At 67.6% G+C, this 25157-nt stretch carries 31 protein-coding genes and 1 pseudogene; 15 read left to right on the top strand and 17 right to left on the bottom strand.

Annotated elements, in window-relative coordinates; all coding sequences use genetic code 11:
• Nucleotides 1-5: 5 nt before the first annotated feature.
• The 8 genes from ACZ6DL_RS17865 to ACZ6DL_RS17830 form a co-directional block, all read right to left on the bottom strand.
• Nucleotides 6-776, bottom strand: coding sequence for an ABC transporter ATP-binding protein (locus ACZ6DL_RS17865; protein ID WP_466052338.1), 771 nt, complete (start codon nucleotides 774-776; stop codon nucleotides 6-8).
• Nucleotides 773-1582 (bottom strand): ABC transporter ATP-binding protein, encoded by an 810-nt coding sequence (locus ACZ6DL_RS17860; protein WP_466052336.1) that lies wholly within the window; start codon nucleotides 1580-1582, stop codon nucleotides 773-775. The genes ACZ6DL_RS17865 and ACZ6DL_RS17860 overlap by 4 nt, the downstream gene beginning before the upstream one ends.
• On the bottom strand, nucleotides 1575-3584 hold the full coding sequence (locus tag ACZ6DL_RS17855; RefSeq protein WP_466052334.1) for an ABC transporter permease: 2010 nt from the start codon (nucleotides 3582-3584) through the stop codon (nucleotides 1575-1577). The genes ACZ6DL_RS17860 and ACZ6DL_RS17855 overlap by 8 nt, the downstream gene beginning before the upstream one ends.
• Before the next feature lie 85 nt (nucleotides 3585-3669).
• A complete protein-coding gene (locus ACZ6DL_RS17850; protein ID WP_466052332.1) occupies nucleotides 3670-4926 on the bottom strand; it encodes an ABC transporter substrate-binding protein in 1257 nt (418 codons plus the stop codon).
• A gap of 225 nt (nucleotides 4927-5151) precedes the next feature.
• Nucleotides 5152-6603 carry a dihydrolipoyl dehydrogenase family protein gene (locus ACZ6DL_RS17845; RefSeq protein ID WP_466052330.1) on the bottom strand — a complete coding sequence of 484 codons (1452 nt, stop codon included), beginning with the start codon at nucleotides 6601-6603 and terminating at the stop codon, nucleotides 5152-5154.
• Nucleotides 6604-6625: 22 nt separating this feature from the next.
• Nucleotides 6626-7063, bottom strand: coding sequence for a VOC family protein (locus ACZ6DL_RS17840; RefSeq protein ID WP_466052328.1), 438 nt, complete (start codon nucleotides 7061-7063; stop codon nucleotides 6626-6628).
• 30 nt (nucleotides 7064-7093) lie between these two features.
• Nucleotides 7094-7951: an alpha/beta fold hydrolase gene (locus ACZ6DL_RS17835; RefSeq protein ID WP_466052326.1), complete on the bottom strand. Its 858-nt coding sequence runs from the start codon at nucleotides 7949-7951 to the stop codon at nucleotides 7094-7096.
• Nucleotides 7952-7986: 35 nt separating this feature from the next.
• Nucleotides 7987-8415: a hypothetical protein gene (locus ACZ6DL_RS17830; protein WP_040872132.1), complete on the bottom strand. Its 429-nt coding sequence runs from the start codon at nucleotides 8413-8415 to the stop codon at nucleotides 7987-7989.
• A 303-nt stretch (nucleotides 8416-8718) separates the two neighbouring features.
• Here ACZ6DL_RS17830 and ACZ6DL_RS17825 point away from each other — a divergent pair, with 303 nt between their 5' ends.
• On the top strand, nucleotides 8719-8934 hold the full coding sequence (locus tag ACZ6DL_RS17825) for an ATP-binding protein (RefSeq protein WP_466052324.1): 216 nt from the start codon (nucleotides 8719-8721) through the stop codon (nucleotides 8932-8934).
• Nucleotides 8935-8978: 44 nt separating this feature from the next.
• Here ACZ6DL_RS17825 and ACZ6DL_RS17820 read toward each other — a convergent pair whose 3' ends face one another.
• Nucleotides 8979-10025: an alpha/beta fold hydrolase gene (locus ACZ6DL_RS17820; RefSeq protein ID WP_466052322.1), complete on the bottom strand. Its 1047-nt coding sequence runs from the start codon at nucleotides 10023-10025 to the stop codon at nucleotides 8979-8981.
• A gap of 436 nt (nucleotides 10026-10461) precedes the next feature.
• Here ACZ6DL_RS17820 and ACZ6DL_RS17815 point away from each other — a divergent pair, with 436 nt between their 5' ends.
• Nucleotides 10462-10776 (top strand): WXG100 family type VII secretion target, encoded by a 315-nt coding sequence (locus ACZ6DL_RS17815; RefSeq protein WP_466052320.1) that lies wholly within the window; start codon nucleotides 10462-10464, stop codon nucleotides 10774-10776.
• Here ACZ6DL_RS17815 and ACZ6DL_RS17810 read toward each other — a convergent pair.
• Nucleotides 10754-10876: a hypothetical protein gene (locus ACZ6DL_RS17810; RefSeq protein WP_466052705.1), complete on the bottom strand. Its 123-nt coding sequence runs from the start codon at nucleotides 10874-10876 to the stop codon at nucleotides 10754-10756. The genes ACZ6DL_RS17815 and ACZ6DL_RS17810 overlap by 23 nt on opposite strands.
• Here ACZ6DL_RS17810 and ACZ6DL_RS17805 point away from each other — a divergent pair.
• From ACZ6DL_RS17805 to ACZ6DL_RS17785, 5 genes and pseudogenes are all read left to right on the top strand, one after another.
• A pseudogene (locus ACZ6DL_RS17805) lies at nucleotides 10823-11068 on the top strand (WXG100 family type VII secretion target); the annotation flags it as partial. The gene ACZ6DL_RS17810 and the pseudogene ACZ6DL_RS17805 overlap by 54 nt on opposite strands.
• Nucleotides 11066-12328, top strand: coding sequence for a polymorphic toxin type 37 domain-containing protein (locus tag ACZ6DL_RS17800; RefSeq protein ID WP_466052686.1), 1263 nt, complete (start codon nucleotides 11066-11068; stop codon nucleotides 12326-12328). The pseudogene ACZ6DL_RS17805 and the gene ACZ6DL_RS17800, both read left to right, overlap by 3 nt.
• Nucleotides 12328-12642 carry a hypothetical protein gene (locus ACZ6DL_RS17795; protein WP_466052318.1) on the top strand — a complete coding sequence of 105 codons (315 nt, stop codon included), beginning with the start codon at nucleotides 12328-12330 and terminating at the stop codon, nucleotides 12640-12642. Before ACZ6DL_RS17800 ends, ACZ6DL_RS17795 begins: the two co-directional genes overlap by 1 nt.
• A 194-nt stretch (nucleotides 12643-12836) precedes the next feature.
• Complete coding sequence (locus tag ACZ6DL_RS17790; RefSeq protein ID WP_466052316.1) at nucleotides 12837-13217, top strand: hypothetical protein; 381 nt, start codon at nucleotides 12837-12839, stop codon at nucleotides 13215-13217.
• Complete coding sequence (locus ACZ6DL_RS17785) at nucleotides 13189-13566, top strand: HNH endonuclease (RefSeq protein WP_466052314.1); 378 nt, start codon at nucleotides 13189-13191, stop codon at nucleotides 13564-13566. Before ACZ6DL_RS17790 ends, ACZ6DL_RS17785 begins: the two co-directional genes overlap by 29 nt.
• 133 nt (nucleotides 13567-13699) lie before the next feature.
• Here the strand turns inward: ACZ6DL_RS17785 and ACZ6DL_RS17780 are convergent, their stop codons facing one another.
• A complete protein-coding gene (locus ACZ6DL_RS17780; RefSeq protein WP_466052312.1) occupies nucleotides 13700-13984 on the bottom strand; it encodes a hypothetical protein in 285 nt (94 codons plus the stop codon).
• 31 nt (nucleotides 13985-14015) lie between these two features.
• Complete coding sequence (locus ACZ6DL_RS17775; RefSeq protein ID WP_466052310.1) at nucleotides 14016-14213, bottom strand: hypothetical protein; 198 nt, start codon at nucleotides 14211-14213, stop codon at nucleotides 14016-14018.
• A 73-nt stretch (nucleotides 14214-14286) separates the two neighbouring features.
• On the opposite strand from ACZ6DL_RS17775, the gene ACZ6DL_RS17770 reads away from it, so the two are divergent.
• The 4 genes from ACZ6DL_RS17770 (at nucleotide 14287) to ACZ6DL_RS17755 (ending at nucleotide 16579) form a co-directional block, all read left to right on the top strand.
• On the top strand, nucleotides 14287-15390 hold the full coding sequence (locus ACZ6DL_RS17770) for a helix-turn-helix domain-containing protein (RefSeq protein ID WP_466052308.1): 1104 nt from the start codon (nucleotides 14287-14289) through the stop codon (nucleotides 15388-15390).
• The gene (locus ACZ6DL_RS17765; RefSeq protein WP_466052306.1) at nucleotides 15380-15586 is read left to right on the top strand and encodes a DUF397 domain-containing protein; all 207 of its coding nucleotides are present in this window, start codon (nucleotides 15380-15382) and stop codon (nucleotides 15584-15586) included. The genes ACZ6DL_RS17770 and ACZ6DL_RS17765 overlap by 11 nt, the downstream gene beginning before the upstream one ends.
• A gap of 69 nt (nucleotides 15587-15655) precedes the next feature.
• Nucleotides 15656-16024, top strand: a complete 369-nt coding sequence (locus ACZ6DL_RS17760) for a hypothetical protein (protein WP_396983875.1) — start codon at nucleotides 15656-15658, stop codon at nucleotides 16022-16024.
• A 96-nt stretch (nucleotides 16025-16120) separates the two neighbouring features.
• Nucleotides 16121-16579 carry a phosphotransferase family protein gene (locus ACZ6DL_RS17755; RefSeq protein WP_466052304.1) on the top strand — a complete coding sequence of 153 codons (459 nt, stop codon included), beginning with the start codon at nucleotides 16121-16123 and terminating at the stop codon, nucleotides 16577-16579.
• Nucleotides 16580-16767: 188 nt separating this feature from the next.
• Here the strand turns inward: ACZ6DL_RS17755 and ACZ6DL_RS17750 are convergent, their stop codons facing one another.
• The 4 genes from ACZ6DL_RS17750 to arfB form a co-directional block, all read right to left on the bottom strand.
• Entirely contained in the window at nucleotides 16768-17406 is a 639-nt protein-coding gene (locus ACZ6DL_RS17750; RefSeq protein WP_466052302.1) for a hypothetical protein, read from the bottom strand.
• A 47-nt stretch (nucleotides 17407-17453) separates the two neighbouring features.
• Complete coding sequence (locus ACZ6DL_RS17745) at nucleotides 17454-17798, bottom strand: PEP-utilizing enzyme (RefSeq protein ID WP_466052300.1); 345 nt, start codon at nucleotides 17796-17798, stop codon at nucleotides 17454-17456.
• 295 nt (nucleotides 17799-18093) lie between these two features.
• Entirely contained in the window at nucleotides 18094-18336 is a 243-nt protein-coding gene (locus tag ACZ6DL_RS17740; RefSeq protein WP_466052298.1) for a hypothetical protein, read from the bottom strand.
• Nucleotides 18337-18573: 237 nt separating this feature from the next.
• Nucleotides 18574-18984: an alternative ribosome rescue aminoacyl-tRNA hydrolase ArfB gene (arfB, locus tag ACZ6DL_RS17735; protein ID WP_466052296.1), complete on the bottom strand. Its 411-nt coding sequence runs from the start codon at nucleotides 18982-18984 to the stop codon at nucleotides 18574-18576.
• Between the two features lie 522 nt (nucleotides 18985-19506).
• On the opposite strand from arfB, the gene ACZ6DL_RS17730 reads away from it, so the two are divergent.
• Nucleotides 19507-19983 carry a hypothetical protein gene (locus ACZ6DL_RS17730; protein WP_466052294.1) on the top strand — a complete coding sequence of 159 codons (477 nt, stop codon included), beginning with the start codon at nucleotides 19507-19509 and terminating at the stop codon, nucleotides 19981-19983.
• 44 nt (nucleotides 19984-20027) lie between these two features.
• Entirely contained in the window at nucleotides 20028-20783 is a 756-nt protein-coding gene (locus ACZ6DL_RS17725) for a DUF6882 domain-containing protein (RefSeq protein WP_466052292.1), read from the top strand.
• A 36-nt stretch (nucleotides 20784-20819) separates the two neighbouring features.
• Here the strand turns inward: ACZ6DL_RS17725 and ACZ6DL_RS17720 are convergent, their stop codons facing one another.
• Nucleotides 20820-22019, bottom strand: coding sequence for a serine aminopeptidase domain-containing protein (locus tag ACZ6DL_RS17720; protein ID WP_466052290.1), 1200 nt, complete (start codon nucleotides 22017-22019; stop codon nucleotides 20820-20822).
• A gap of 417 nt (nucleotides 22020-22436) precedes the next feature.
• Between ACZ6DL_RS17720 and ACZ6DL_RS17715 the strand changes: the two genes are divergently transcribed.
• Together ACZ6DL_RS17715 and ACZ6DL_RS17710 are read left to right on the top strand one after the other, a co-directional pair.
• Entirely contained in the window at nucleotides 22437-23021 is a 585-nt protein-coding gene (locus ACZ6DL_RS17715) for a hypothetical protein (protein ID WP_466052288.1), read from the top strand.
• A 169-nt stretch (nucleotides 23022-23190) separates the two neighbouring features.
• On the top strand, nucleotides 23191-25146 hold the full coding sequence (locus tag ACZ6DL_RS17710) for a GMC family oxidoreductase N-terminal domain-containing protein (protein ID WP_466052286.1): 1956 nt from the start codon (nucleotides 23191-23193) through the stop codon (nucleotides 25144-25146).
• The last annotated feature ends 11 nt before the right edge of the window (nucleotides 25147-25157 follow it).

Raw genomic sequence — 25157 nt, 5'->3', positions numbered from 1 at the left:
GAGCGTCAGTTCCGCGCCGGATCGTCCGCCGCGTCCTCGAGGTTACCGAAGTAGGCCGCCTCGACCTTGTCCCGGCGCTCCCGCAGCTCGGTCGCGGAACCGGTCAGCGCTGCCCGGCCGTGGTGGAGCACCACCGCCGAGTCGGCGATCGACAGCGCCAGTCCGATGTGCTGCTCGACCAGCACCACGGCCATGTGCTGGTCGTCGGCGATCTCGCGCAACCGAGGCAGCAGCTCCTCCACCGCGATGGGGGACAATCCCAGGCTGAGTTCGTCGATGAGCAGGATTTTCGGCCCGCACAGAAGAGCTTTCGCCAGGGCGAGCATCTGCTGTTCACCGCCGGAGAGCGTGCCGCAGCGGCGGGCGCGCAGCGTGCGCAGTTTCGGGAAGTAGTCGAGTACGTCGTCCAGAGCGGGACTGTTCTTGCGGCGGGCCAGGCGCAGGTTGTCCTCGACCGAGAGGCGGTGGAACACCCCGCGGCTGTCGGGCACGAGGATCACGCCGCGGCGCGCGTTGTGTTCCACGCGCCGGTCCAAAGGTTCGCCGAGGGCGGTGATGGTGCCCGAGATGATCGGCAGCGCACCGACCGTCGCCAGCAGCGTCGTGGTCTTGCCCGCGCCGTTCGGGCCCAGCAGCGCCAGGATTTCGCCCGGCATGACCTGCGCGCGCAGTTCGCGCACCGCGGGGACGCCGCCGTAGCCGACGGTGAGCCCGTCGATACTCAGGGCGGGTGCCGTCCGCGGCAGTGGCGGGCGGCTCGGGGCGGGGCTGGTCATTCGTTCTCTCCTGCCGGTCGGTCGCCCGTCGCCGGTGGTCGCGCGTTCTCGCCGTGTGCGGCGGTGCCCAGATAGGCGGTGATCACGCGGTGGTCCTCCCGGATGAGGGCCGGTTCGCCGCTGGCGATGACGACGCCGAAATCCAGGACATACAGGCGGGCACAGATGTCGAGCACCAGCTGCATGTCGTGGTCGATGAGCAGCACGCCGATGCCCGAGGCCGCGACGCGGCGCAGATGCTGCCCGAATTCGACGCTTTCATGGGTGTCGAGCCCCGCGGCGGGTTCGTCGAGCAACACCACCCGGGAGCCGCCGACGAGGGCGCGGGCGACGCCGACGAGTTTCTGCTGACCGAGGGTGAGTTCGCCGGGGCGGCGGTCGCCGACACCGGGCACGCCCACCAGATCCAGTGCGGCGTCGATGGTCTCGCGCGGTGGCGCGGACCGCCCGACGATGTCGGTCAGCAGGGAACGCAGACCGGTGGGTTGCAGCGCGACGGCGAGGTTCTGCTCCACGGTCAGGTCGCCGAACAGTTCGCCGGCCTGCCAGGTCCTGGCCAGTCCGGCACGGCGGCGGCGATGCGGTCCGAACCGGTCGAGCGCGGCGCCTTCGAGGGTGACGTGCCCGGTCGAATCGGTGAAGCCGGTGACCGCGTCGACGAAGGTGGTCTTGCCCGCGCCGTTGGGCCCGATCAGGCCGACGATCTCGCCGGCGTCGACGGTGATGTCGATGTCGGAGTTGGCGACCACGCCGCCGTAGCGCACCGACAGTCGCTCGGTTCGCAACAAGGTCGTGTTCTCAGACATGTGCCGCCGCCTTGTCCTTCGCGCCCGGCGCCGGTGCGACCGCGGGCTCGCGGCCTGATCGACGGGCGATCGCCGCTTTCGAGTGGCGTGTCGCCTCGGAGATCGCCCCGGCCACGCCGACCGGGTTGAGCACGGCCATCAGCAGCAGCACTCCCGCGGCGATGAGCTCGTAGTACTCGCCGAGTTCCAGTGTCTGGTTGAGGAATACGTAGCCGACGCCGAGCGGGCCCGTGGTGCCTGCGATGAACGCGCCCGTGACGGAGGTGATGCCGCCGACGTAGGTCATCGCCAGCACCGTCAGGCCGATCATCACGGTGAACGACCCTGCCGAGAGTTGCCCGCGGCTGTAGCCGATGAGGCAGCCTCCGATGCCGGCGAGGAATGCCGAGACGGCGAAGCCGAGCAGTTTCGTCGCCGCGACGTCGATGCCGACCGAGGCCGCCGCCCGCTCGTTGGAACGCACCGCCAGCAGCGCCCGTCCGGTGGCGCCGCCCATGATCCGCATCACCCCGAGCGTGCAGATCGCGACCACCACCAGCACCATCAGCGCGAACCGCAGGGTGACCAGGTCGGTGCCCTCCCGGACTCCGAGATCTACGCCGAAAAGGGTGGGGTCGGCGATGAGATTGCCTTGCGCCGGTGTCAGCGCCGGATTGTTGAACACGAAGCTCTGGATGGCCAGGGCGGCCGCCAGGGTCACCACCGCCAGCTGTGCGCCGCGGATGCGCAGCGCGGGCACGCCGACCAGGACGCCGAGCGCGGTGGCGACCAGAGCCGCCGCGATCATGCCGAGCGGGAACGGCATACGCCAGTGGTCCGCCAGCTTGGACAGCGCGAACCCGGCCGTGCCCGCGAAAGCCATACTGGCGAGGGAGATCTGACCGAGATAGCCGGTCAGCAGCACCAGCGAGAGCGCGATCAGCGACAGGATCATGGAGGTGACGACACCGAATCGCCAGGTGCCCGTCGTCGACACGATGGCCGCGACGGCGATCGCGACGACGGCCAGCGTCGGCGCCACCCGGATCCGGGGAATCGTGACGGCGGGCATCTTCACCGATCCGAGCGAGCCGCGCGCCGGGATCCTGCCGCCGAGCAGGAACAGCGCGATGATGACGATCACGAAGGGCGCCGCGTCGCCGAGCCCGGCCTGGGCCCAGTTCGGCCAGAAGTCCTTGGTGTCGGCCCACAGGATGACCGCCTGGAACGAGCCGAGTACCAGGCCGGCGGCGCAGGCCACACCGAACGACGCGAGCCGTCCGACCAGTGCCGCGGCCAGGGCGGGTATCACGTAGAAGGTGTAGCTGGTCTCGTTGAGGCCGATGGTGTACGCGGCGAGGACGCCGATGAGCCCGCAGGCGGCGCCGGTCATCACCCACACGATCGCGGCGAGCCGGTCGGGCGAGTAGCCGGTCAGCCGTGCCGCGAGTTCGTCCTCGGAACCGGCGCGGGTCGCGATCCCGACGGTGGTGAGTGTGAAATAAGCGCGCAGGCAGATCGCGGCGGCGATCGCGACGCCCGCCAGGATCAGATCCGACACATTGACCGTCGCACCGGCCACGGTCACGGTGTTCTGCGGCAGAATCGGTGTCGCGAAGAGGTTTTCGGTGTCGAACCGCAACCCGACCAGGGCCTGGATGAACAGCATGAGCCCGACCGATGCCACCACTTGCGCCAGCACCGGCGCCTGGCGCAGCGGCCGGAACACCAGCAGGTGCGCGAGCAGCGCCCAGGCCGCCGCCGAGGCGACGCCGAGCGCCGCGGCCGCCGCCATCGGTGTCGGCTGGTCCGCACTGCCGAGGGAGAGACTGCCGACGGGCAGGACGAAGGTGCCGTCGGTGCGCAGCGCGGCCACGACATAGACCGCCCAGAGTGCGAAAGCGCCCTGCGCGAAATTGATGATTCCCGTCGCGGCGTGCACGCCGACCAGTGAGGAGGCCAGGACCGCGTACACCGCGCCGGTCGACAGACCTAGAAAGACGAATTGCAAGAACTGGGCCATGTGATCCCGATTTCCTCTTATTCCCCGTAGATTTCAGGGGCGGGCCGCTCGAATTCGAAGGCCCGCCCCGAGTAATCTCAGGCGGCTACGCCGCGCCCGGGATCAGTTTCAGGACCTCGGGGCTCGGCGTGAGGAAACCACCGGTCACCGGCGCCTGCTTCTTGTCCGCGGTGACCTCGAACAGCAACATGTCCGTGGTGCAATTCGGGCTGGTCGCCTTACCGCAGGTCAGCTTCGGGCCGAGGAAACTCTGGTAGTCGGTGAGTCCCTTCAGCGCGGCCAGGATCGCGGGTCCGGTGAATTCGGACGGCGACTTCGCGGTGAGTGCCTGGGCGAAATCGACCAGGGTGGCGAAGGTTCCGTAGGCGTAGAAGCCCGCGGTCCCTCCGGCGTTCTCGATGAACCGCTCGGCGATCTTCAGATCGGATTTCGCGGGTTCGGGAGCGGCATCGACGGCGGGCGGCAGCCACACCGGCGAATAGGCCTGCGAACCGACGGCCTGCGGACCGAGTACGTCGACGAATTCGGTGCAGGCGGCGAGGAAGATCGTGCCCGTGTACTTCACCGATTTCAGGGCCTGGGCGAGCTTGTTGCAGGTGTTGTCGTTGGGTGCGGTCATCAGGCCGCCCGCGGCGGGATTGCCGTCGGCGATGGTGGAGGCCAGCGCGGTGAAGTTGGGGGAGGCGGGCGGGTAGTAGGCGCTCTTGACGTCGATGCCGAGCTGCTTGCCCAGCGGGGCGAGGAGCTGATCGAACACCTGATGCGCCTGCGGCAGATCGGAATTGACCAGAGTCAGCGAATTCTTCCCGGCCTGCTTCAGCGACTGTAGGAAGCCGACCAGGAACGCAGCCGGCGGCGGTCCGAAGAACACCCGGTTCTCGGTGACCGCTCCGGTGGCGGTGTTGAACGGAATCTGGCCGACCAGCGGGATTCCCGCCGAGGTCAGGATCGGCATGGCGGCCGAGGATTCGGCGTTGTAGCCGTCGATGGTCGCGACCACCCCGGCCTGCACGAATTGGTTGGCGCAGGAGATGGTCGATTCCGGTGAGGTGTTGTCGATCCCGCAGTCGACGACTTCGATCGGGCGGCCGTTGATGCCGCCGATCTGCTTGTTGATGTATTCGATCGCGGCGTTCTTGCCCGTGGTCACACCCGCCTGCGTCGCAGGCCCCTTCGAAGGGTTGAACAGCCCCACTTTGATCGGTTCGCCGTTCGCCACGGCCCCCGGCGCGATGGACGATTTTCCGGCGTTGGAACTGCTGTCCTCACCACACGAAACGACGGAGAACACGCATGCCGCAGCCATTGCCGCAGCGGCGATTCGACCGGTTTTGATACCCATTCTGAATGCCTTTCCAGGCCGGTCGGGGCCCGGGCGTGAATGCCGAACCGCCCCGTCGAGCTACCGATTCGACGCCGCAACGCAGCTTGTGCGATCCCGGCGGCCCGATCCCTATGTGTGATCTGGGCCACCTGAAGCTAGCCCGGGTTTACAGGGGTGTCAAGCTGAATGGCGGAGGCGAGCACCAGCCACGGAAGTACCGCGGCCGGCGCGGACGGAGAAGGTTCAGTGTCGCTGGTCGCGATAGGTCTCCAGCAGGCGCAGCCACACCTCGCTGATGGTGGGGAAGGACGGGACGGCGTGCCAGAGGCGGTCGATCGGGATCTCGCCGGTGATCGCGACGGTGGCCGAGTGCAGCAGTTCGGCGACGCCCGCGCCAGCGAAGGTGGCGCCGACCACCACGTGCCGGTCCGGGTCCACGAGGATCCGCGCGTGGCCCCGATAGCCGGGGATGTGTTGCAGCGCACCGGCGATCCGGCCGAGGTCGTAGTCGACGACGTCGACCTTCTGCCCGGAACGCTCGGCGTCTTCGGTGGTGAGACCCACGGCGGCGATCTCCGGGTCGGTGAACACCACCTGTGGCACCGCCACCCGGTCGGCGGTGCCCGCGTGCCGCCCCCACACGCCGGTGTCGAGGGCGACACCGCGGGCCCGCTCGGCGATGACGGCGCCCGCGATGCGCGCTTGGTACTTGCCCTGGTGGGTCAGCAGCGCGCGGTGATTGACATCGCCGACCGCGTACAGCCAGTTCCCGCCGACCGCGGTCACGGCGAAGGTGTCGTCGGTGTCGAGCCACTGCCCAGGGGTCAGTCCGATGGTCTCGAGTCCGATGTCGTCGGTGCGGGGTGCGCGTCCCGTCGCCAGCAGCAGTTCGTCGGCGATGATCCGGCTGCCGTCGGCGAGCGTGACGTGCACGCCGTCGTCCGGTCCGCCCGCCCGTTCGGCCTGAACGATGGTGGTGGCGAAGCGGAGATCGGCGCCCGCCGCCCGCAGCCGGTCGGCGACCAGTTCCGCGGCGAAGGGCTCGACGCGGGGCAGCAGCCGGGACTCGCGGGCGACGAGCGTGACCTGCGCGCCGAGCGCCTGCCAGGCCGTGGCCATCTCGGCGGCGACCACGCCCGCACCGAGGACGACCAGTCGGCCGGGCACCGCGCGGGCGCTGGCGGCCTCCCGGCTCGTCCACGCGCGCACCGTCTCCAGCCCCGGCAGGGGCGGCAGCGCCGCGCGGGTGCCAGTGCACACGGCCACCGCGTGCCGGGCGGTGAGGTCCAGCGTCGCGCCGTCCGGCGTCTCGACCGTCACCTGTCGCTCGCCGGTGATCCGCCCGTGCCCGCGCTCGAGGGCGATGCCCGCGGAGCCGAGCCAGTCGACCTGGTCGCGGTCGTCCCAATGGGCGGCCATGCGATCGCGGTGTTCCAGGACGGCCGCGGCGTCGAGGGGCCGGGTGAGCGCCGCGGCGACGCCCGGAACCCGGCGGGCCTCGGCGTGCAGCAGGGCGGGCCGCAACAGCGCTTTGCTGGGTTCGCATGCCCAGTAGGAGCATTCGCCGCCGACCAGCTCGGATTCCACGATGACGGTGCGCAGTCCGGCGGCGCTGGTTCGGTCGGCGACATTCTCGCCGACCGGGCCTGCCCCGAGGACCACGACGTCGTAGGTCCGAGAGTTCTCGTCTGTCATGACAGTGCTTTCGTCTCGGTCGTCAGCGGCCGGGTGCCCGCTGGGTGACTTCTTGCAGGAACCAGCTGTTGCCGTCGGGGTCGTGGAAGGCTGCGAAGGAGCCGTAGCTGGCGCGCCGCGGGTGCGCCCCGGCGACGCGCTGCGCGGTGCCCGCGTGGTGGAACACCCCGGTGGCGTCGCGGAACGGCCCCTCTACCTCGACGCCGCGTTCGCGCAGCTGCGCGATGGACCGCTCGATGTCGGTGACGACCAGGTGCAGCCCCTGCAGCGTGCCGGGGTCCGCGGTCGTCACGCCGGTGCCGAAGATGATCGAGGCCTCCGAACCCGGCGGCGTCACTTGGACGACCCGGTATCCCTCGTCCACCGTGAAGTCGGCGTCGAGGCGGAACCCGAGTCCGGTGTAGAAGTCCTTCGCGCGGTCGACGTCGGCGACGGGCAGCACGACGACTTCCAATCTCATGTCCACGATCGGTTTGTCCTGTTCTTGTGGTTATCGGTGCGCGCCCTGGGCGGCCTGTTCGATGACGTCGGCGACGACGCCCGGATGGGAGACGGCCACCGAATGCGAGGCGGCCACTTCGGTGACGTGGGCGTGGGCGCGTTCGGCCATGAACCGCTGGGCCGCGACGGGGATGTTGCGATCCTCGGTGGTGATCACGTCCCAGGTGGGCTTGTCGGTCCAGGCCGCCGCCGTGGCGGGCTCCGCGAGGGCGGACTGCGCGATGGGGCGTTGGGTGGCTGCCATGAGGGCCGCGCGAGCAGGGGAGACGTCGGCGGCGAACTGGTCGTGGAACGCATCCTGCCGGATGTAGAGGTCCTCACCCGTCGTGCCGTCGGCCCCGGTGGCCGGAATGTGGCCCAGGGCGGCGGGCAGTGTGGAGCCGGGGTAGCGGCCGGTGAGGTCGAGCGCCGTCTCCCCGGGGGAGGGCAGGAATGCCGCCACGTAGACGAGCGCTTCCACCTGGGCATTGTCCGCTGCCGCCGCGCTGATCACCGAGCCGCCGTAGGAGTGCCCGACCAGGACGACGGGTCCGTCGATGGTGCCGAGCAAGGCTTTCAGCGCGGCGGCGTCGGCGGCGGGTCCGCGCAGCGGATTCGCCGCGGCGACGACGCGATACCGGTCGTGGGTGAGGCGCTCGATGACCTCGTTCCAGCTCGAACCGTCGGCGAAGGCCCCATGTTCGAGGACGATGGTCGGTCGCGGCGCGTCCGGCGTGGGGTCGGCGTGGGTGGTGGTGCTCGCGGTGCACGCCACGGCCAGCGCGCCCCCGGCCACGACGGCCGCCAGCGCGGTCGCCGCGCGAGCGAGCCGGGGGATACGGACGCCGCGGCGCCGGGTGTCTTTCATGATGGTCTCGCTTCGGTGATGAGTCAGGGGGGAGGTCAGGCGGCACGCAGTGGGCCGGCGAAGGATTTGCGCAGCGAGGAGGGGCCGATCAGGGGCAGCAGCAGGGCCAGGGCCCGGCCCTTGAGAGTGCTTGGCGTGCGAAGCAATTCGATCTCGACGCGGGAGCCTTCGTTCTGCGGCACCGCTCGGAAAACCCAGCCGCCGCCCGCGCCGAAGAGCTTGGAGTCCAGCGTGCTGATCCGGACGGTGTCGCCCCCCGGCTCCCACTCGTAGCGCGCCCGCTCCCAGGCGGCCGCGGTGCCCTCGGTGACCTCGGCCCAGGTCTCGCCGCGTTCGTGCACGACGAAGTGCTCGGCGTCGATGGTCGGCCACGCTTCGGCACGGCCGGGGCCGAAGTCGGTGAGCACCCGCACGACCTCGGCCGGAGAGAGGGTGGACTGCAGATGGAAACGGACCGTGGTCATGAGGCTGCTCCTGGGCATCGGTACGAAGTCCGGACGGGCGGGACGCCGGTGTCCGGTGGCCCGACGGGCGGGCCGTGCCGCCGGCCCGCGGTGACGGTTCCGGCTGCCTGTCGAGCATCGCTGCCGAGGGCGCAGCGCCGAATCCGTCGGATGACGTAGCGGTGACGTATCTTCGGCGGCACTTCGGCGGCTCGTGCCGGAGGCGCGAGCGGTCGAATGACCTCGGTATCGCCGCCGCGGCAAAGCGTCGTCGCTCCGGAACCGACCGGTTAGTCTTGCCGCAGTGCGAGAGGAGCGACCGACATGGAGTCATATGCCGCGGCGATGGTGGGCCGCGACGACGAGCAGGCGCAGCTTTTCTCGTTCGTGACAGCCCGGGGCGGCAGGTCGCTGATCCTGCGCGGCGAAACCGGTGTGGGCAAGAGCGCGCTGCTCGCACACGCCGCCGATATGGCGGAGCGCGCCGAGCACGAGGTCCTGCGCATGACCGGCGTCGAAGCCGAATCCGAATTGCCGTAACCACGCGCCGTGCAGCAGTACCACGGGTGTTCGACGCGGCGGCCTCACAGGTGGTCGACGTCGATGATCGCCTGGGCGAAAGGTTTCGGAGCTTCCTGCGGCACGTTGTGCCCGATGCCGTCGAGCACCCGGTGGTGGTATCGGCCGGTGAACCGGCCGCGGTAGGCCGCGCCGTCCTTGGCCGCTCCGTCGAAGTCACTGGCCAGGGTGATGGTGGGCACGGCGATGGGCGGAGCGGCCGCGAGTTGCTGCTCGTAGCCGTCGTACTGCGGTTCGCCCGGCGCCAGCCCCAGGCGCCAGCGGTAGTTGTGGACGACGATGTCGACGTGGTCGGGGTTGTCGAACGCCGCCGCGCTGCGGTCGTAGGTGGCGTCGTCGAAGGTCCACTGCGGCGAGGCGTTGCGCCAGATCAGCTTGTTGAAGTCGTGCCGGTTGCGGGCATAGCCGAGGCGGCCGCGCTCGGTGGCGAAGTAGTACTGATACCACCAGCCGAGTTCGGCCTGCGGGGGCAGCGGCTGCTGGTTGCCGGTCAACGAGGTGACCAGGTATCCGCTCACCGAGACCAGGGCCCGGCAGCGTTGGGGCCATAGCGCGGCAACGATGTCGGCGGTGCGCGAGCCCCAGTCGAATCCGCCGAGGATGGCCGTGTCGATACCCAGCGCGTCCATGAGATCGACCACGTCGCGGGCGATCGCCGACTGCTGGCCGTTGCGGACGGTCCGCTCCGACCGGAACGTCGTCGAACCGTAACCGCGCAGGTAGGGCACGATCACCCGGTAACCGGCCGTCGCGAGCAGCGGCCCGACGTCGGCGTAGCTGAAGGGGTCGTACGGCCAGCCGTGCAGCAACAGCACCGGTGTGCCGGTGGCGGAGCCGTACTCGACGTAACCGACGTTCAGCAACCCCGCGTCGATCTGCTTGACCGGGCCGAGGGTTGTGTGCGCGCCCGCCCCGGCGCGCAGGGCTGCGCCCGCCGGTGCGGTGGCGGTCGTCGACTCAGCGGCCGAGCAGGCGGCGAGCGAGTCGGCGGCCACCCCTGCGGCGCCCACGGCCAGCGCTCCGCCGAACAATCGTCGTCTGTTGATGGTCATCGCAACTCCCTCGGAAGGCTCGGCTCCTGACCGCATCCGGTCGCCATCGACGCTAGGCAGCGCCCGTACCCCGCCGCGTCCGTCGGATGACGTAATCGGTTACTGTCGCCGCCCCACGGATGACTGTCGGTCATCGCCGCGACCGGCACCGCAGCGCATTCGGCCAACGGCCCACGCGAAGCTGTTCATCGCCGACTCGATGCCTTCACCGACTTCGACTGTTGGGGTGTGGCACCCAGCGACCGGTGCTGCGATCAGCTGGCCGCCGTAGCAGCCGCCGAAGTCCGCGGTGCAGGTGCCGTCGTGCCCGGTAGAGCGATAGACGGGCTTGGTGCCGCGCCGGTGGCGCTGATTCGATCAGGCCTAGACCTGAATGAGCGCCGCGGAGGACGGGTAGGGTCAGGGCGATGGTATGGGGGCCGGGGAGGAGAGAACCATGGCGACAAACGATCAACCACTGAACATGATTCCCGATGCGGTGACGGCGGTCGGCAGGCAGGCTTATGACGTCGCTCAACAGCTGAGATCGGGATCGATAGCGTTGAACCATGAGGTCCAGGCTTTGTTCGACACCTGGAAGGGAAGCGCCGCCGATGCTTACCGCGAGGGGTGGGATGACATGCAGGACGGCGCGATGAAGGCATGGGATGCGCTCACCGACCTGGCATCGAAGCTCGACGTCAGTGTGTCGACGCTACAGGATCAGGACAACTCCAACGCGGCGCCGATCAGCTCGCTCCAGTTGGACTGATGGCATGACCTCTGAATTCGCGTTCGATCTCGATCACATCGATCAGGTGACCGCCCGCGCCCGCGGCTTCAAGGAGTTCTTCGCCGACCATCTCGATCAATTGGACCGCACTGTGCAGGGGCTCATGCAGAGTGGGCAGTGGACGGGCGCGGCCGCGGCGGCATACGCCGAGGAGCATCAGGTCTGGGTCGCCGCGGCACGCGAACTGGTCGACGGACTGGCTGAGATGGAACAGGCCGCCCGGACGGCACACGCCTCCTACTCTGACGCGGCGGCCGTGAACCTGCGCATGACAGGGGATGACATGGCTACTGTTGCGCCGCAGACGTATTACACGGCTGCGGAGGAGTGCTACAAGCTGTCGAGAGAGTTCCAATCCGCGTACAACCCGCTGCAGACGGCGCTGCTCGAAACCAGTGGCATGGCCGGGAGTTGCCAGGCCGCGAAGGCTTGGTCCGCGGCCTACGATGAGCGCGCGGGTGCTTTCACCACCGCGGCGACCAACCTCGCCAGGGCGTTGCAGCATTTCGGCGACATCCTGATCGCCTCGGGCTACAACTGGGAATGTTCCAACTACGCGGCAAATCGCGACTCGAACAAGGGGACCGGTCCAGCGTGCCCGCGCACCATCCCCTCCGAATTGCCTTACGGTGCAAACATTGTCGTCGGTGTGGCGTCGTCGCGGAACAACGGCCCCGGACTGGAAACCGAGTTTCCCGAGCTGTACGACAAGGTCGTCGCCAAGCTCGCGGGTGACAAGGTCCCCGATGGCGACACAGACAAGCTCGATCGCGCGGCGCAGGCGTGGGCAGCCTTCGCCGACAACAACACGATCTTCGCCGCCGGACCCCGCCTGCGAGTCGTCGCCGCCGGACTCGGCAAATTCGACGTACCCGACATCCCGAACCTGACCGGCCACCTCGAAACACTGGCGAAGAACGCGGACGACATCAAGCTGGTCGCCGACGATCTCGCGAAATCGACAACCAGCCACCACGCCGCTGTCGTCGCCGTTCGCGCGGACATCAACACCCAGGTGGCGGCAACGCTCGTCGTCGCCTCGGTCGTCATCGCGGTAACCGCTGTGGCAATCCGCAACCCGCGCGCGGCCACGGTGGAGGGCCCCGCACTGGACACCGCCGCGAACGCCATCGCCGGTGCTGTGGGGTCATTCTTCACAGCCCTCGCCGGGATCAAGTTCAGCACCGCGGCGCTAGCCGTAGGAGCACTCGCCACCATCACCGGACTGACCATCCTGTCCATCGCCGGTGACTCGACGTTCAACGCCAACTACAAGCCTCCGGCCAATGCCTACGATCCCGACGGGCCGAAGGCGCCGGGCCGTCCAGGTGAAGCGGAAGGATTCGTGCCACCGAAAAGCGGTGACCGGTGGGTGCCGAATCCCAACGGTCGCGGCTTCGGCTGGGAGGATGCCGATGGGAATGTGTGGGTGCCGACTGGAAAGGGCGGTGCGGCACACGGTGGCCCGCATTGGGATGTGGAGTACCCGAAGGGCGGCTACCGGAACGTCAGACCAGGAGGAGGAAGCTGATGAGTGGTGGATTGACGGTGGTATTGGAGGCGGTCGACGTCTGGTACTACTCGCGTGGTGACGAGGCGGCATTCTTCGAGTGGCTCGACAGGATCCCCTCGGTCCGCTCGTACGGTGGTCGACTCAGCACGTTGGAGATCGTCGTCGAGACCCCGGTGGACGACGACTCCCTGCGAGAGCTTCTAGCCCTCTTCTATCGATACCACATCGACTTGGCTCAACTTCGCCAGCTCGACAACAGCCAAATCGGTCCTTGGTTCCGCGATCCTCAAAAGTTCTGGCACGAATCTGTTTTCGGCGCCTCAGCCAGATAGTCAACGCCCCCGGACGATGCCTGGGATCCCAACGGCTCCGCAGCGCCGGGCCGGTCTGGTGAACCGGAGGGACTCGTGCCGTGCGCAGGTGTCGACCGCTAAGTGCCGAATCCGAGGACCGGAGGGCCCTCGCTTCGGTCGAATGATGCCGATCGAAGTGTGGTGGGTGCCGACCGGGCAGGGCGGTGACACCCATGGTGGACCAGCTGGATGCAGGGCAAGCATCGCAAGAATTGGGGAAACTATTCACCAAGGAGGCCAACACGATGAGCGGCACTGGAATCATGCTGAAGGCAGCTGGCGTCAACTACGGGTCACCGTACGATGAAGCAGCCCTCTTCGAGTGGCTCGACAAGATCCCGGCCGTGCTGTCATACGAAGGCGAGCTGCGAACGCTCGATATCAAAGTCGACGCGATGGCCGACGACGAATCCGTATACGAACTCGTATCCCTGTTCCATCGCTACCACGTCGACATGTCGCAGTTGCGGGTGTTCGACACGGAGCGGATCGGTGACTGGTTCAGAAAGCCCGAGAGTTACTGGTATGAGTCAGTCTTCGGCGCGTCGAGATAGGTCAGTCGTACGCGCACCGGACTCGAAAGGTGTTCGCGATTCGGTGTTCACCGGCCGACCGGGAAAGTACGAACGTAGTCGCGCAGCTCGCGAAGCATGTATCGCCCACCACGGCACGGTGTGCATGGTCTGCGGCTTCGACTACAGACAGGTGTATGGCCCGATCGGAGCCGGCTATATCCAGGTGCATCACACGGTGCCTGTCTCCGGAATGGGCGAGAACTATGAAGTGGATCCGATAACGGACCTTGTTCCTCTGTGCGCCAATTGCCATGTCATGGCTCACCGGCGGAAACCCGACCCGCACACAGTTCGAGAACTCGAGGTCCGCGTTAGGCGACGCCGCTGACGAGGGCGGTGCCCCGTTCCCTGCGGGCACTGCCCCAATTGCGGCGCGTCACTTTGCCCGTGGCATCGTTGTCTTCGCGGAGAAGGTCGCCACGGTCTGCTCATCTGGGCGACCTCCGTCCTCGGACCCGAAGTCACTCGGAAAGCGTGCGCTCCGGCTGCTTCCCTGGCGGCTGCCAGCGCGTCAGCACGCGGTATCCCACCGCGAACTCCTCCGCGTCGCGCAGCGCCCGGCCCGCGACGAGGTGGAGTGCGAACGAGTTGTCGTCGTGTCCGGTCGTCGTCGCGATCATCTGGCGGGCGGTGGATCGGATTGCGGACTTGTCTTGGGTTACCGTCCAGCGGTCCACGGCGGGTACGTGGATGAGCCAGCGTGGGCCGCAGCAGTGCACGGTGACGTGGTAGTGGCGCACGGTCACGACCTGCGCGTGCGGACGGGCCGATGCCGGGTCATTCGGTCCATGACAAGGCTTCGGTGAGGGTCACCGGAGGCGGGGGAGGGGTCGGCACCCCGCCTCCGGGACGTTCGGGTGCGTCGGCCCACTGCCGCAGCGCGTCGGCGTAGCGCTCGAGCACGGGCAGCGGCACGCCCTTGTAGGGGGCGCGAGCCCGGGGGAACGGAACGCGTTGCGGTAGTGCGTCGGTCATGTGTCCTCCCACTGTCCGATGGCGGCGAATGCGGAGGCACGCCGCGCCGATCACGCGGCCAGTGGAGCACCGGATGCGGGCCGTGCGGACATTCCCGCGCGAATTCGCGACAGAAAGTGGCAAAAGCCCTGGACACCTTCCAGCGACCCTGCACAATAGCCTCCGGCAGGACGAAATAAGGCCTTCCACAACGACTTTCGGAACGTTCCAGTCAGCCGGTGTGAATATTCCACGGAAGGGAGCAAACAGTATGGGGGAGAGCGATTCGAGCGCCGGTATTCGGCAGCTCAAAGCCGACATTCGCGGGACGGGAGGCGTTCCACACCGCAGCCTCGGCCGCTGCCTGCGCGGGATGAGGCAGGAGGCGGGACTGTCCATCGAGGTGGCGGCGCGGGCCATCGGGCGCGGGGCGGGGACGCTGCACCGTTTGGAAACCGGTGCGCCGAACGTGGTCGTACGGGAGGAGGATCTGCGGCGGCTGTGCAGGCTGTATCAGCGGGTGGACATGTTGCCGGTGTTGAAATCGCTCGCGGCGCAGGGGAGAACGCCGTCGTGGTTGGACGAGTTTCCCGATCAGGTGAATCCGACGTTCAACGCCTACGTGCAGATGGAGGCGGCGGCCTCCCATCTCACGTTCTATCGGCCCGACATGGTGCCCGGACTATTTCAGGTACCGGACTACGCACGAGCGCTGGATCGTGCCTACTTCCCCATGGACACCGCCGAGGAGATCGAACGGCGGGTGCGTGTCCGGCGCAACCGGCAGGCGTTGATAACCCGTGATTTCGCTCCGTTGGCAGCGATGCTCATGCTGGACGAGGCGGCGATCAGGCGGGTCGTCGGCGCTCCACGGATCATGTCGGCGCAGGTGCGACACCTGGCAGACCTGCCGCCGAACGTTCGCGTCTACGTTGTGCCGTTCGGTGCCGGGTTCCCGCTGGGAACATCGACCGGTCCATTCACGATCTTGGATTTCGCCGCCGATGACGACGGGCGGCCATTGGAACCGCCAGTCGTCCACGTCCAGAGCTACACCGGCGACATCTACCTCGAACGTGCCAATACTGTGCGCAGGTACAAAGCTGCAATCGATGTCATGCGACGGGTAGCGTTGGACACGCCCGACAGCAAGCGTCTGCTACGGCAGGTGGCGAAGGAGTTCGACTGTGTCCGTTGATCTATCCGGAGCACGCTGGTTCAAGAGCACCCACAGCTCCGCTGGTAGTGAGTGCGTCGAGATCGCGCATCTGGACGGCGGGCGCGTCGGGGTTCGCGACTCGAAGAATCCTCACGGCGGGGTGCTGGTCTTCACGCCCTCGGAGTGGGACGTGTTCGTGTCGGGGGCGCGCGACGGGGCATTCGACCGGCCCTGAGCTGCGCCTACTCGATCGGCGGTATTCATTGGGCACGACAGTAGGAACGATGTGCGCCGCCACAGACCGATGAGTAGTGCACCGATTCCGCCGCGAACGTTGACCGACCTCGAAATCAGCGTCGTCACCAAGCTGCTGTCCTCGGACGCTCCCGGCGCCACCGAGTACCAGGCGCAGGTGCCGTATGCGCAGGTCGTCGCAACCTGGGGTGTCGGTTCGCCCAGCGTCGATCTTTCGGTCCGCCCCGGTGCGGTGCGAGCATCCGGTGCGCCGGACGGGATCTTCGCAGGCGGAGCGGTCACCGACCGCAACGGATCACCGATCGGCGAGGTGATTCTGTGGGTCGAGAACGGCTGGCTCAGTGGAATCGAGTACGCCTGGTATACGGATGAGCGCCCACACGCACTACCCGAGCCTGCTCGGATCGAGCTTTTGTAGCGCAGGCTGATCGGGCGAAGTACCGACCGCCTCCCATGGCTCATCATCCAGGCCTCGAAAGCGGTCGCGGCTGTCGATCGACCACGGCCGTCCGCGATGACTTCAACGGATTGCCAGGAATTGCCTAACCGCGCGTGGCTGCGCGCCCGCGCCGTGGCACTGATCGGCCAGTTCACCCAGACCGAATTCCCGCTCGGGGAAGGCCTTGTGCATGTCGACGTCCACAGCGAGAACGCCGTCTGCGATCACGGGCAGTGGGTGCTGATCGACTGGGACCAATGCGGCATCGGGCCACGCGAACTCGACTTGGTGAACGGATTGCCCGACCACTTCCACCAACCACAGCACGAGCGAGCACGCTTCGCCGCAGCCTACGGCTACGACCTTCTCGACTGGCCCGGATGGACCTTGCTACGCGACATCACCGAACTGCACTCCCTCGGCGCCTACATCCGGCTCGCACCGAGCAAGCCCGCGGCGGCCGAAGAATTGGGACATCGCGTCCGATCCCTACGAGCGGGCGACAGGGCCGTGGTGTGGCACGCGGTCTCTTGATCGCGCACGTCCGTCCTCGATCTCGCGACGTCACAGTTCTAGATCGTTGGGGTGGAATCTCGGCATTCCGCCTGGCGAGCAGCCGGGGCACTCCGTGCCCGAGAGGAGTTATGCCCACGGTGCCGTTCCGGAGCGCGGCCCGCGCACTGTCCTGAACAGCCCGAACCGGCGGGCTTGGGAGAACCTACCTAGGGGCCGGAGGTGAGTGCCCTGTCGATACCCAGCGTGGCAATCAGATCTTCGTGCAGTTCGAACCAAACTCGGTGGGCGGAATCGTATTTGGTGCCGGTGACCATCTCGGGATCGTCGGCGGCCAGGGAGACGGCCGCGGCGAACCGAGTGTCGTAACCGGAGAACCGGGCGAGTCGCTCGGTGAGCTGAATCGTCAGCGGAACCAATTCCGCTGCGAGGCTGTCCAGTTCGGCCAGGATCGGCCGGTCCCGCTGTGCGTCCCCGTGGTCGTTGTCCCGCATGCTGCCATCGGGCAGGATGGTCAACTGCCAGGCGGTGCAAGCCTGCACCAACCGTGCGTTGAGCGGGAGAAACTCGCGATAGACGTCTTCCACGAACGCTTTTTCCCCACACTCGGAAAGCTCGTCGGCGAGTAGCCGCTCGTTCTCCGCACGCCCGCTCTCGGTGAGCGACCAACCCGCGTCCGCCCCGAAACGGAAGCGGCTGATCCAACCACGCCCTCGGAAGTCCCGCACGTGCGACTCGGCGAGGCCGACGGGCATTTCGAATCGGTCGGCGACCGCCTGCGTATCAACGAACCCGCCAAGGCGGATTGCGTGCAACGCGAGCAACGAACTGCGTGAAACGTGCGTCATCCCGGACCTCCCTTTCGTATCGAGCAGCCATGCCTGGTGAAGCGACATCAACGTTGGGTCGAGCGAACGGCATGGACGTGTCCATTGGTCCCATCGACCGAGATGATCCGATGATTCGCCACGGCCTCCATGACCCCCTTCGCCGCCACCACGGCTGGAATCCCGTACTCGCGGGCCACGATTGCCGCATGGGAGAGAATTCCCCCTGATTCGGTCACCACCGCTGCGGCAATGCTGAAAAGCGCTGTCCACGACGGATCGGTCGTGCGGCAGACGATGACATCGCCCGGCCGAACCGCGTCGAAGTCGTCCACACTGTGCACCAGTCGGACCGGACCGGCGACAACGCCACGGCTGGCCGGTGCGCCAGTGGCAATCGGTGCTTCTGGCATCTTGGTTCCTCCTGCCGCCGCGCACTGCGTCAACCATAAGTTGACGATCGCAGCCTCGTCAACTAGTAGTTGACGGAATGGCGATAGCTCGTGGATGGCTCTCGCCGGCAACGGATCGATCCACGCTGCCATCACCACCACCGCATGAAGTAGCCGCGTATCGCGCTGAGTGTGGGGTCCGCGGCACGGTGGTCCGCAGACTGGAGCCGTCGTCGTTCAGAACATCCGCTTCTGCGGATTACCGCGTCCTCTACGGCTGCTGGCCGTACCGCCGCCAGACCGTAGCTTCGAAAAGTTATGCCCGGCTCTCACCGCGACAGCGGTAACCGCCGTTACGCCGATCAGCCCTGACGGCCCATGCCAGTACAGCGCAGAGGCCGCCGAACGTCATGCCTCCAGCCAGCAAGATTCCCACGCCGACAATGGCGGTAGCGAGCACAGGAGTGCCGAAGCCGAAGTACACGGCGAACGGACTCGACAGCACTGCGCCGATGAAGCCCCCGATCAGGGCCACGACGAGGACCGGTCGATCTTTCACGAATCCGACTCTAGTCTTCGAGCAGTCATTCACTCCGTCCGAGACACCAGCATCACAGACATCCGCATTCTGCCGAGTTGCGAGTGCTCGGCGCTGTGTCTGAGGCCGCTGTGAGTCGTCGACCCGACCCAGGATTTCATTCGCCTCTACGGCAGCTAGTGCCGGGTCCGGCGACCTTCGGTAGGTGATCAGGAGATCGGATCGTCGTGGCGTTACCGCCGTCCGTGGTCGATACAGCTAGTCGTCGGGGGAGGCGCGGCGGTTGCGTTTGGTGACGCCGCGCCGCTTCTTCGCCGAGATACGACGTTCCTTTGCTCCGCGCGAGGGCTTGGTGGCGCGGCGAACAGGTGACGGTGCGGAAGCGGCGTCACGTAGTAACGAGGCCAGGCGTTCGCGGGCGGCCGCCCGGTTTCGCAGCTGTTCGCGTCGCTCCGATGCGACGACCGTGAGAACCCCGTCGACCAGGCGGGTGGCCAGGCGGTGGAGCATCCTGGTGCGCAGCCACTCCGGCACCGAGGGCGAGTTGGCGAGGTCGAACGACAGCTCTACTCGGCTGTCGGTGGTGTTGACGTGCTGCCCTCCCGGCCCGGACGACCGCGAGAACCGCTCGCGTAGCTCGGACGCGGGTATCACCAGCATCCCAGTCACGGTTAGGTCCTCGCCATGATCCGACGCCGCTCTTTCCGATCCACGAGTCGACTCGGCCACGTCGGTCCAGTCCCGACTCAATGCTGATCGTGTGGGTTCACAATAGCGATGACCTGCCGATGTATAACAGCAGCCCGTCCGCACATGCCGCGACCCGCGCGGTCCCGAGGTCCCCGGGCCGGTCGATGAACACACTCAACTGCCGATTACCGGATGCTTCACCTACCCTCCGCAGCACCTGTTGTGGCGGCAGGAGTTCGCAGTGGACATATCCCCGCAGTTGAGGTCGGCAAGCATTCTCCAGGCGGCGTAATGGCCAGGCGGCGACTCGAGGTACGGCTCGCACCAATCACCGATGCCGACATCAGAGGTTCTGCCTACTTCGCCGCCAAGGCGGACTTCGGGATCGACGGCCGAGTAGCCGTGACCGCGTGGGGCCCATTGCCGCCGGCGCGGCGGTAACGTGAGGGTGTGTCGGAGCGGGGGATCGAATTCAAGCCGGATGCGGATGATCCGAAGCGGGTGAAACTGTACAGAGGTCTGCCACAGGGCGTTTCCCGTGCCGAGATCACCTACCGCGCCGAGGGTGGTTTCCGCGGTACCCGGTTGGTGCGCTGTTCCGAGGCGGAGTTCGCGCAGCTTCGCACTGCCGTCGACGGGGTCTACGAAGGGCCGTGGAGCGAAGCCTGTCGGATAACGGTGTCGGAAGCCCGGCATTACATCGACCAGGCGCAACGGCGGATCGAGCAGCAGGAAGCGGAGATACGCCGCAGGCGGGAATCCGTTGACCTGACCTGCCCTTGGTGTGAGCGGCAGCGCACCTACCTCGGCGTCCTCGGCTTCATCACCGGACATACCGGCTTCATGACCGATCACCCCAGCGAGCTGGGCCAGCAGGTCGTCCAGCAGCATGCCTACCGGTGCGATCGGTGCGGCTCCATGCAACTGTTCGCCGATGGTTTCCTTTCCCACCCGTTGCCCGGCAGGAAGCCGTCGTAGGCGCGGCGTCGCAGCGGTGACTCCGCGTTGACTACGCTGACGCGGTGCCCCAATCCGTGCCACTGACGAGACTTCTCGATGACGCGGGCTTGCTGTCACTCGAGCATCGGCTCCACCTCGAAGACGTGCTCGGCGCACACGTGTGGGAGGTCGACCTGGAAGAACGCCGACTCGAATTCGCGGGCGACGAGGGCTCGTTCGTGTGCACCGACGTCCATCTGCTCGGTACGGCCGACGCCGAGACGTGGCTGTGGGGGTGGGTCAATCCCTGGGGTTACCCGCGTTCGCTGCTGCGTGCCTCGGAGACGGTGCGCGAGTTCGGCCTTCGATACGGTGTCGCCGAATTGTGTTCGGCCGAACTGCCGGTGGTGCTCGGTGGCGCGGCCCCGGAGCCCTATCAGGTGGCGGGGCTGATGGCGGACGCCGCGAAGATCGTCTGCGGGCGCTGGAACTCCTACTGCGGCGTCATCGATGGCGCCTGCGTCGCGTTTCTGATCGACCATCCGGCGTTCGAACTGCCCGCGCCCACTCCCTCGGGTCTCGCTCGCGTCCTGGCCTATGGTTTCGGCGCACTGCCGCTGACCGATCACCGGCGCGCCGTGTACAGCTACCTGAACCGGCGGGGTCTGGTCACCGAATTCCTCGACGACTACCGGTGGCTGGAATTCGGCGGCGACGGTCTGGCGGGTGAAGTGGAGTTCGACGCTTCCGGCCGGATCGCGAGCCTGGATATCCGACTCGCGACGGAGGGGATCGATTCGCCCTTCGAGGCGCAGACGCAGTCGGCCTCGTCCCACTGACCGTCCATCCCGACGGACGGCGGCGGCCTGCCGCGATCAGTTCGGCGGGAACTCCCGCTGGAACCAGTTGAGGATCTCGGGGAGGGCAGTCCGGGCCGATCCGGCGTGGTCCACCTCGCCCAAGTCGCGCAGCGTCGCGTTGCCGCTGGCGAGAGCTCGCAGGCAGTGCTCGGCGTTGGGATAGGGGACGACGCGGTCGCGGTGGGAAGCGTAGAGGCGGACCGGCACCCGTGGTTGCCAGTCGCACGTGCCGTCGCTTTCCGCGACAGCCGCGGCGGCTGCGCCGGTCGGCTCGGTGGCCAACTGGAGGAACCGGGGGGTCAGCACTTGCGCGGGGGTGGCGGCCAGCGAGGTCACGATGGTGATCTCGCTGTGGAAGCCGTCGAAGAGTTCTTCCACTTTGTCGGCATAGGGCTGCTGGAAAGCTTCGGTCGGATCGTCGTAGAGCGGGTGGATCCGATTCATCGAAGTGAGCCAATACGAGAGGAACAGCACCGCCGCACCCGGTACGACCCGTCCGTCGAGCGCGGCGGGCGCCTGAACATGCCGGAGGTCGTAGGGGCCGCTGATCGGGGCCAGGGCGGCGACCCCGAAACCGGGGATCGTTCCGGCGTGTAGCGCTTTGCCGAGCGCCATCGCGGCGTGGCCGCCCTGGGAGAATCCGGTCACCAGCACATTCGGGTCCAGCTCCCGGTGCTGTTGTGCCGCGAGGGATTCGGCCGCGCGGAGCAGGTCGGCCGAGGCGCTGGTCTCGGAGGGCGCATGGGTGTAGGGATGCGTTCCGGGACCGTTCCCGAGGCCCAAGTAATCCGGTGCCGTCGCCGCGTACCCGGCGGCGGCGAACGCCACCGTGCGCAGCCGCTCGGAGAGATTGCGGGTGTCGACCGACGGCGCGTCGCTCTTCAGCGTAATGGTCCCGTGTTCGTAGCTGACCACCCGCAGCCGCCGAGAGTCGCTGCGCGGCAACACCACCAGCCCGCTGGCGGTGGTCGGCTCGCCCTGTGGGGTGATCGTCCGGTACTCGAGGCGAAAGGCGTCGACGCCGTTACGGACGGGCGTGCGGATATCACCGTCGGCCAACAGCGCTGCGGTCTGCTCGGGCGGCAGACTCAGCAGGGGAGTGGTCGATACGATCGCACCGCGGTCAGGCGGCGATTCGCGCTCGGTATCCGCGCACCCGGCGGCGGCTCCCAGCAGGACGACCACCGCGACCAAGCAGCGCCTCAGACGGTCCATCCGTGGATCCTCTCGATGATCATCGGGTCCGCTCCATCATCGCGCTTGTACCGGCGGGGTGGTCGGCTCCCGCGGTCACTCGAAGATCACCGAAGGCTCGGGCGCGGCGGGCCCGGTCGACGATCGCGCAGCGATCGCCTCTGCGAGGTCGTGTCGGAGTGGCTTCGATGCCTGGTCGTAGCCAACAGATCCACCGGGTAGCCGCCCCGTCGATAAGTAAATCGTTGTTCCGGCAAACTTGATCTATCTAGCTGCTCAGACTCACGATATGTTATGGGATATTATTATCGATCCGGGTGGCTTGGTGTGATTGCTGCCTGCATGACGCAGGGCTGTCGAGGCTATCCGGTCGAAGCTGTCCGGTCGGCGCCGACACGCGGAGGCGGCCGATCGAGGGTTACTACCCGAGGAGTGGGTGTGGGCACGGTACCGGCGAGCACGACGACCGAGATCTACTTCCGTGCGGCGGCCGCCACTTTGGTCGAGGCGGCGACGGTGCTGGCTGATTTCGGGTGCTCCCCGGTCGACGCGTCCGGCATTCTCCATCGGTTGCGCCGAGTCGAGCACGCACTCGGCGTGATCATGGCCAACCTGAGCGCTGCCCTGGCGTCCGAACCGGTGGCCGCCGACCGCGCGCGATTCTCCGAACTCGGCGATGCCCTCGGCCGCGTCCTGGAGCGCACGTACGCGGCGGCCGCCCTCGCGGAAGCCCATGTCATCACGGCGGTGCCGGATGAGGTGCTCGAGGTCGTGGTGACGACAGGTCGCTGCGCCCAGCTCACCGCCGCGGCGCTGGGGGCCTGCGGGCAGCCGCTGCTCGGGTCGTACCGCGCCGAGCTGCTGCGTCTCGCGGTGCACGCCGAACGGACGTTCACCCGGTGGTCGCTGGGGCGGGCGCGCACCGGCGGGGACCCGACGGCGGAACTCGGCAGTGCGCTCGTCTCGGTCGTCCACGCGTTCCTGGCGGTCGGCCACGCGGCGGCAGTCGTCATCCCGGAGTGAACGGCCGGGTGCGGGGCGCAGCGAGAATGGTCCGCATAGTGCCCCTACCGATATGTGGCCATAGATTCTTCCGGGTATGTAGCTGTCACCTGGGCGAATGCGACTTTAGTTAGTGGTTGTTCATATCGTGTGATAGAACTCACTGGCGAAACGAAGGGGACTGTTCGACATGCAACCAACAGCCAAGCAACGCGCGGCGATGAACATCATCTGCGACACCTTCAACCCGGGCGACGGGCTGACGCTGCCGTCGGCGAGCGCGCTCGGCGCCGTCGATACCGTCTTCGAGTTGCTGGGCCGCAATCCCCGCGAGGCCGAGAAGAAACAACTGGCCACGCTGCTGAACCTGTGGGATTCGCGCCTGGCGGGCCTGCTCACCGGCAGCGGTCCCCGGCGTTTCTCCACACTGACGCAGGAGCAACGGGAACAGGCGTTGCTGCGGCTCGCCGATTCCCGCATCGAGTCGGTGCGGGTGCTGTTCCAGGCGCTCAAACAAGCGTCGCTGCTGTCCTACAACATCACCCCCGGACCCGCGGGCGTCAATCCGCTGTGGAAGGAGATCGGTTATCCGGCCCCGGCCGGCCCGCTCCAGACCGCGCCCGCGCCCGCGCTGTCTCCGCTGCGCTTCGGCGAAACCACCGAACTGCACTGTGATGTCGTGGTCGTCGGGTCCGGCGCCGGAGGCGGCGTCGCGGCCGCGGTGCTGGCCGAAGCGGGTCTCGACGTCGTCGTGCTGGAACGCGGAAACTATTACGACGACCGTGATTTCGGCCTCGGCGAACTCGGCGGGCTGAAGCACCTGTACGCGCCGGGCCCGCCCGGTTCCACCGAAGGCCAGATCACCCTCGTCGCGGGCACCTGCCTGGGCGGTGGAACGGTCGTCAACTGGAGCACGTCCTTGCCGACGCCGCAGGACGTCCGGGCGGAGTGGGCCGCGCTGGGCGCCGCCCAGTTCGCCGAGGCCGAGTTCGACGAAGCGCTCGAGGTGGTGCGCCGCCGGCTCGGCGTCACCGAGCAGCGGTCGGTGTTGTCGGCACGCGACGGTGTTCTCGAACGCGGCGCCCAAGCGCTGGGCTGGGAAGTGGATACCTTGCCGCGCAATGTGACCGACGCCTGCGATGCCGGGGTGGAGTGCGGTCGCTGCGGATACGGCTGCCGGTTGGGAGCCAAGCAGTCGGTGACCAAGACCTGGCTGGCCGATGCGGCCGATCGGGGCGCGCGGCTCGTCGTGGACGCCGATGTGCGACGGATTTCCGTGCGCGGCGGCCGGGCACAGGGCGTTTCCGCGGTCACCTCCGACGGCGTGGCGATCGAGGTGCGCGCTCGGGCGGTGGTGGTGGCGGCCGGAGCGATCCAGACTCCGGCGTTGCTGCGGCGCTCCGGGTTGCGCAACGACAACATCGGCCGCCACTTGCGCCTGCATCCGGCGGCCGCGGTGTTCGGCGTGTTCGAGGAAGAGATCCGGCCGTGGGAAGGCGGCTTGCAGACCAGGATCTGCCGTCGGCACAGCGACCTGGACGGCGACGGCTACGGCGTGATCTACGAAACCGGCCCGATTCATCCCGGTCTCGCCACCGGCTTCATGAGCTGGCGCGGCGCCGCGAACCATCGGGCCACCATGCTCGATTTCGCGCGTTCGAACGCGATCGGCATCATCACTCGTGACCGTGACTCGGGCACCGTATCCGTCGACCGCGGCGGTGAGCCGATCGTCAACTACCGGTTGTCGGACTACGATGCCGCCCATCTGCACACCGGGTTCGAGGGGGCGGCGAGCATCCTGGAGGCAGCGGGCGCGCAGCGCATCTTCTCCGGGCACCAAACAGGCGTCTCCTATGAGCCCGGCCGGCGCGGGTCGCATGCCGATTTCGCGGCCGCATGCCGGGCCGCCGGGTACGGTCCGGGACAGTGTTCCCTGGGCGCGCTGCACATCATGGGCTCGGCGCGGATGGGTGGCTCACCGCAGACATCGGCCACCAACCCGGACGGCGCCACCTGGGAGGCGGCCAACATCGTCGTCGCCGACGCGTCCTGCTTCCCCACGGCGTCGGGCGTCAATCCCATGGTCTCGATCGAGGCGATCGCCTACATGAACGCGAAACGGCTTGCCGCGCAGCTGGTCTGAGTAATCGGCCG

It is taken from the genome of Nocardia sp. NPDC041819, assembly GCF_055590505.1.
Note: the sequence above shows the minus strand (reverse complement) of the source record. Positions and strands in the feature narration are given on the sequence as shown.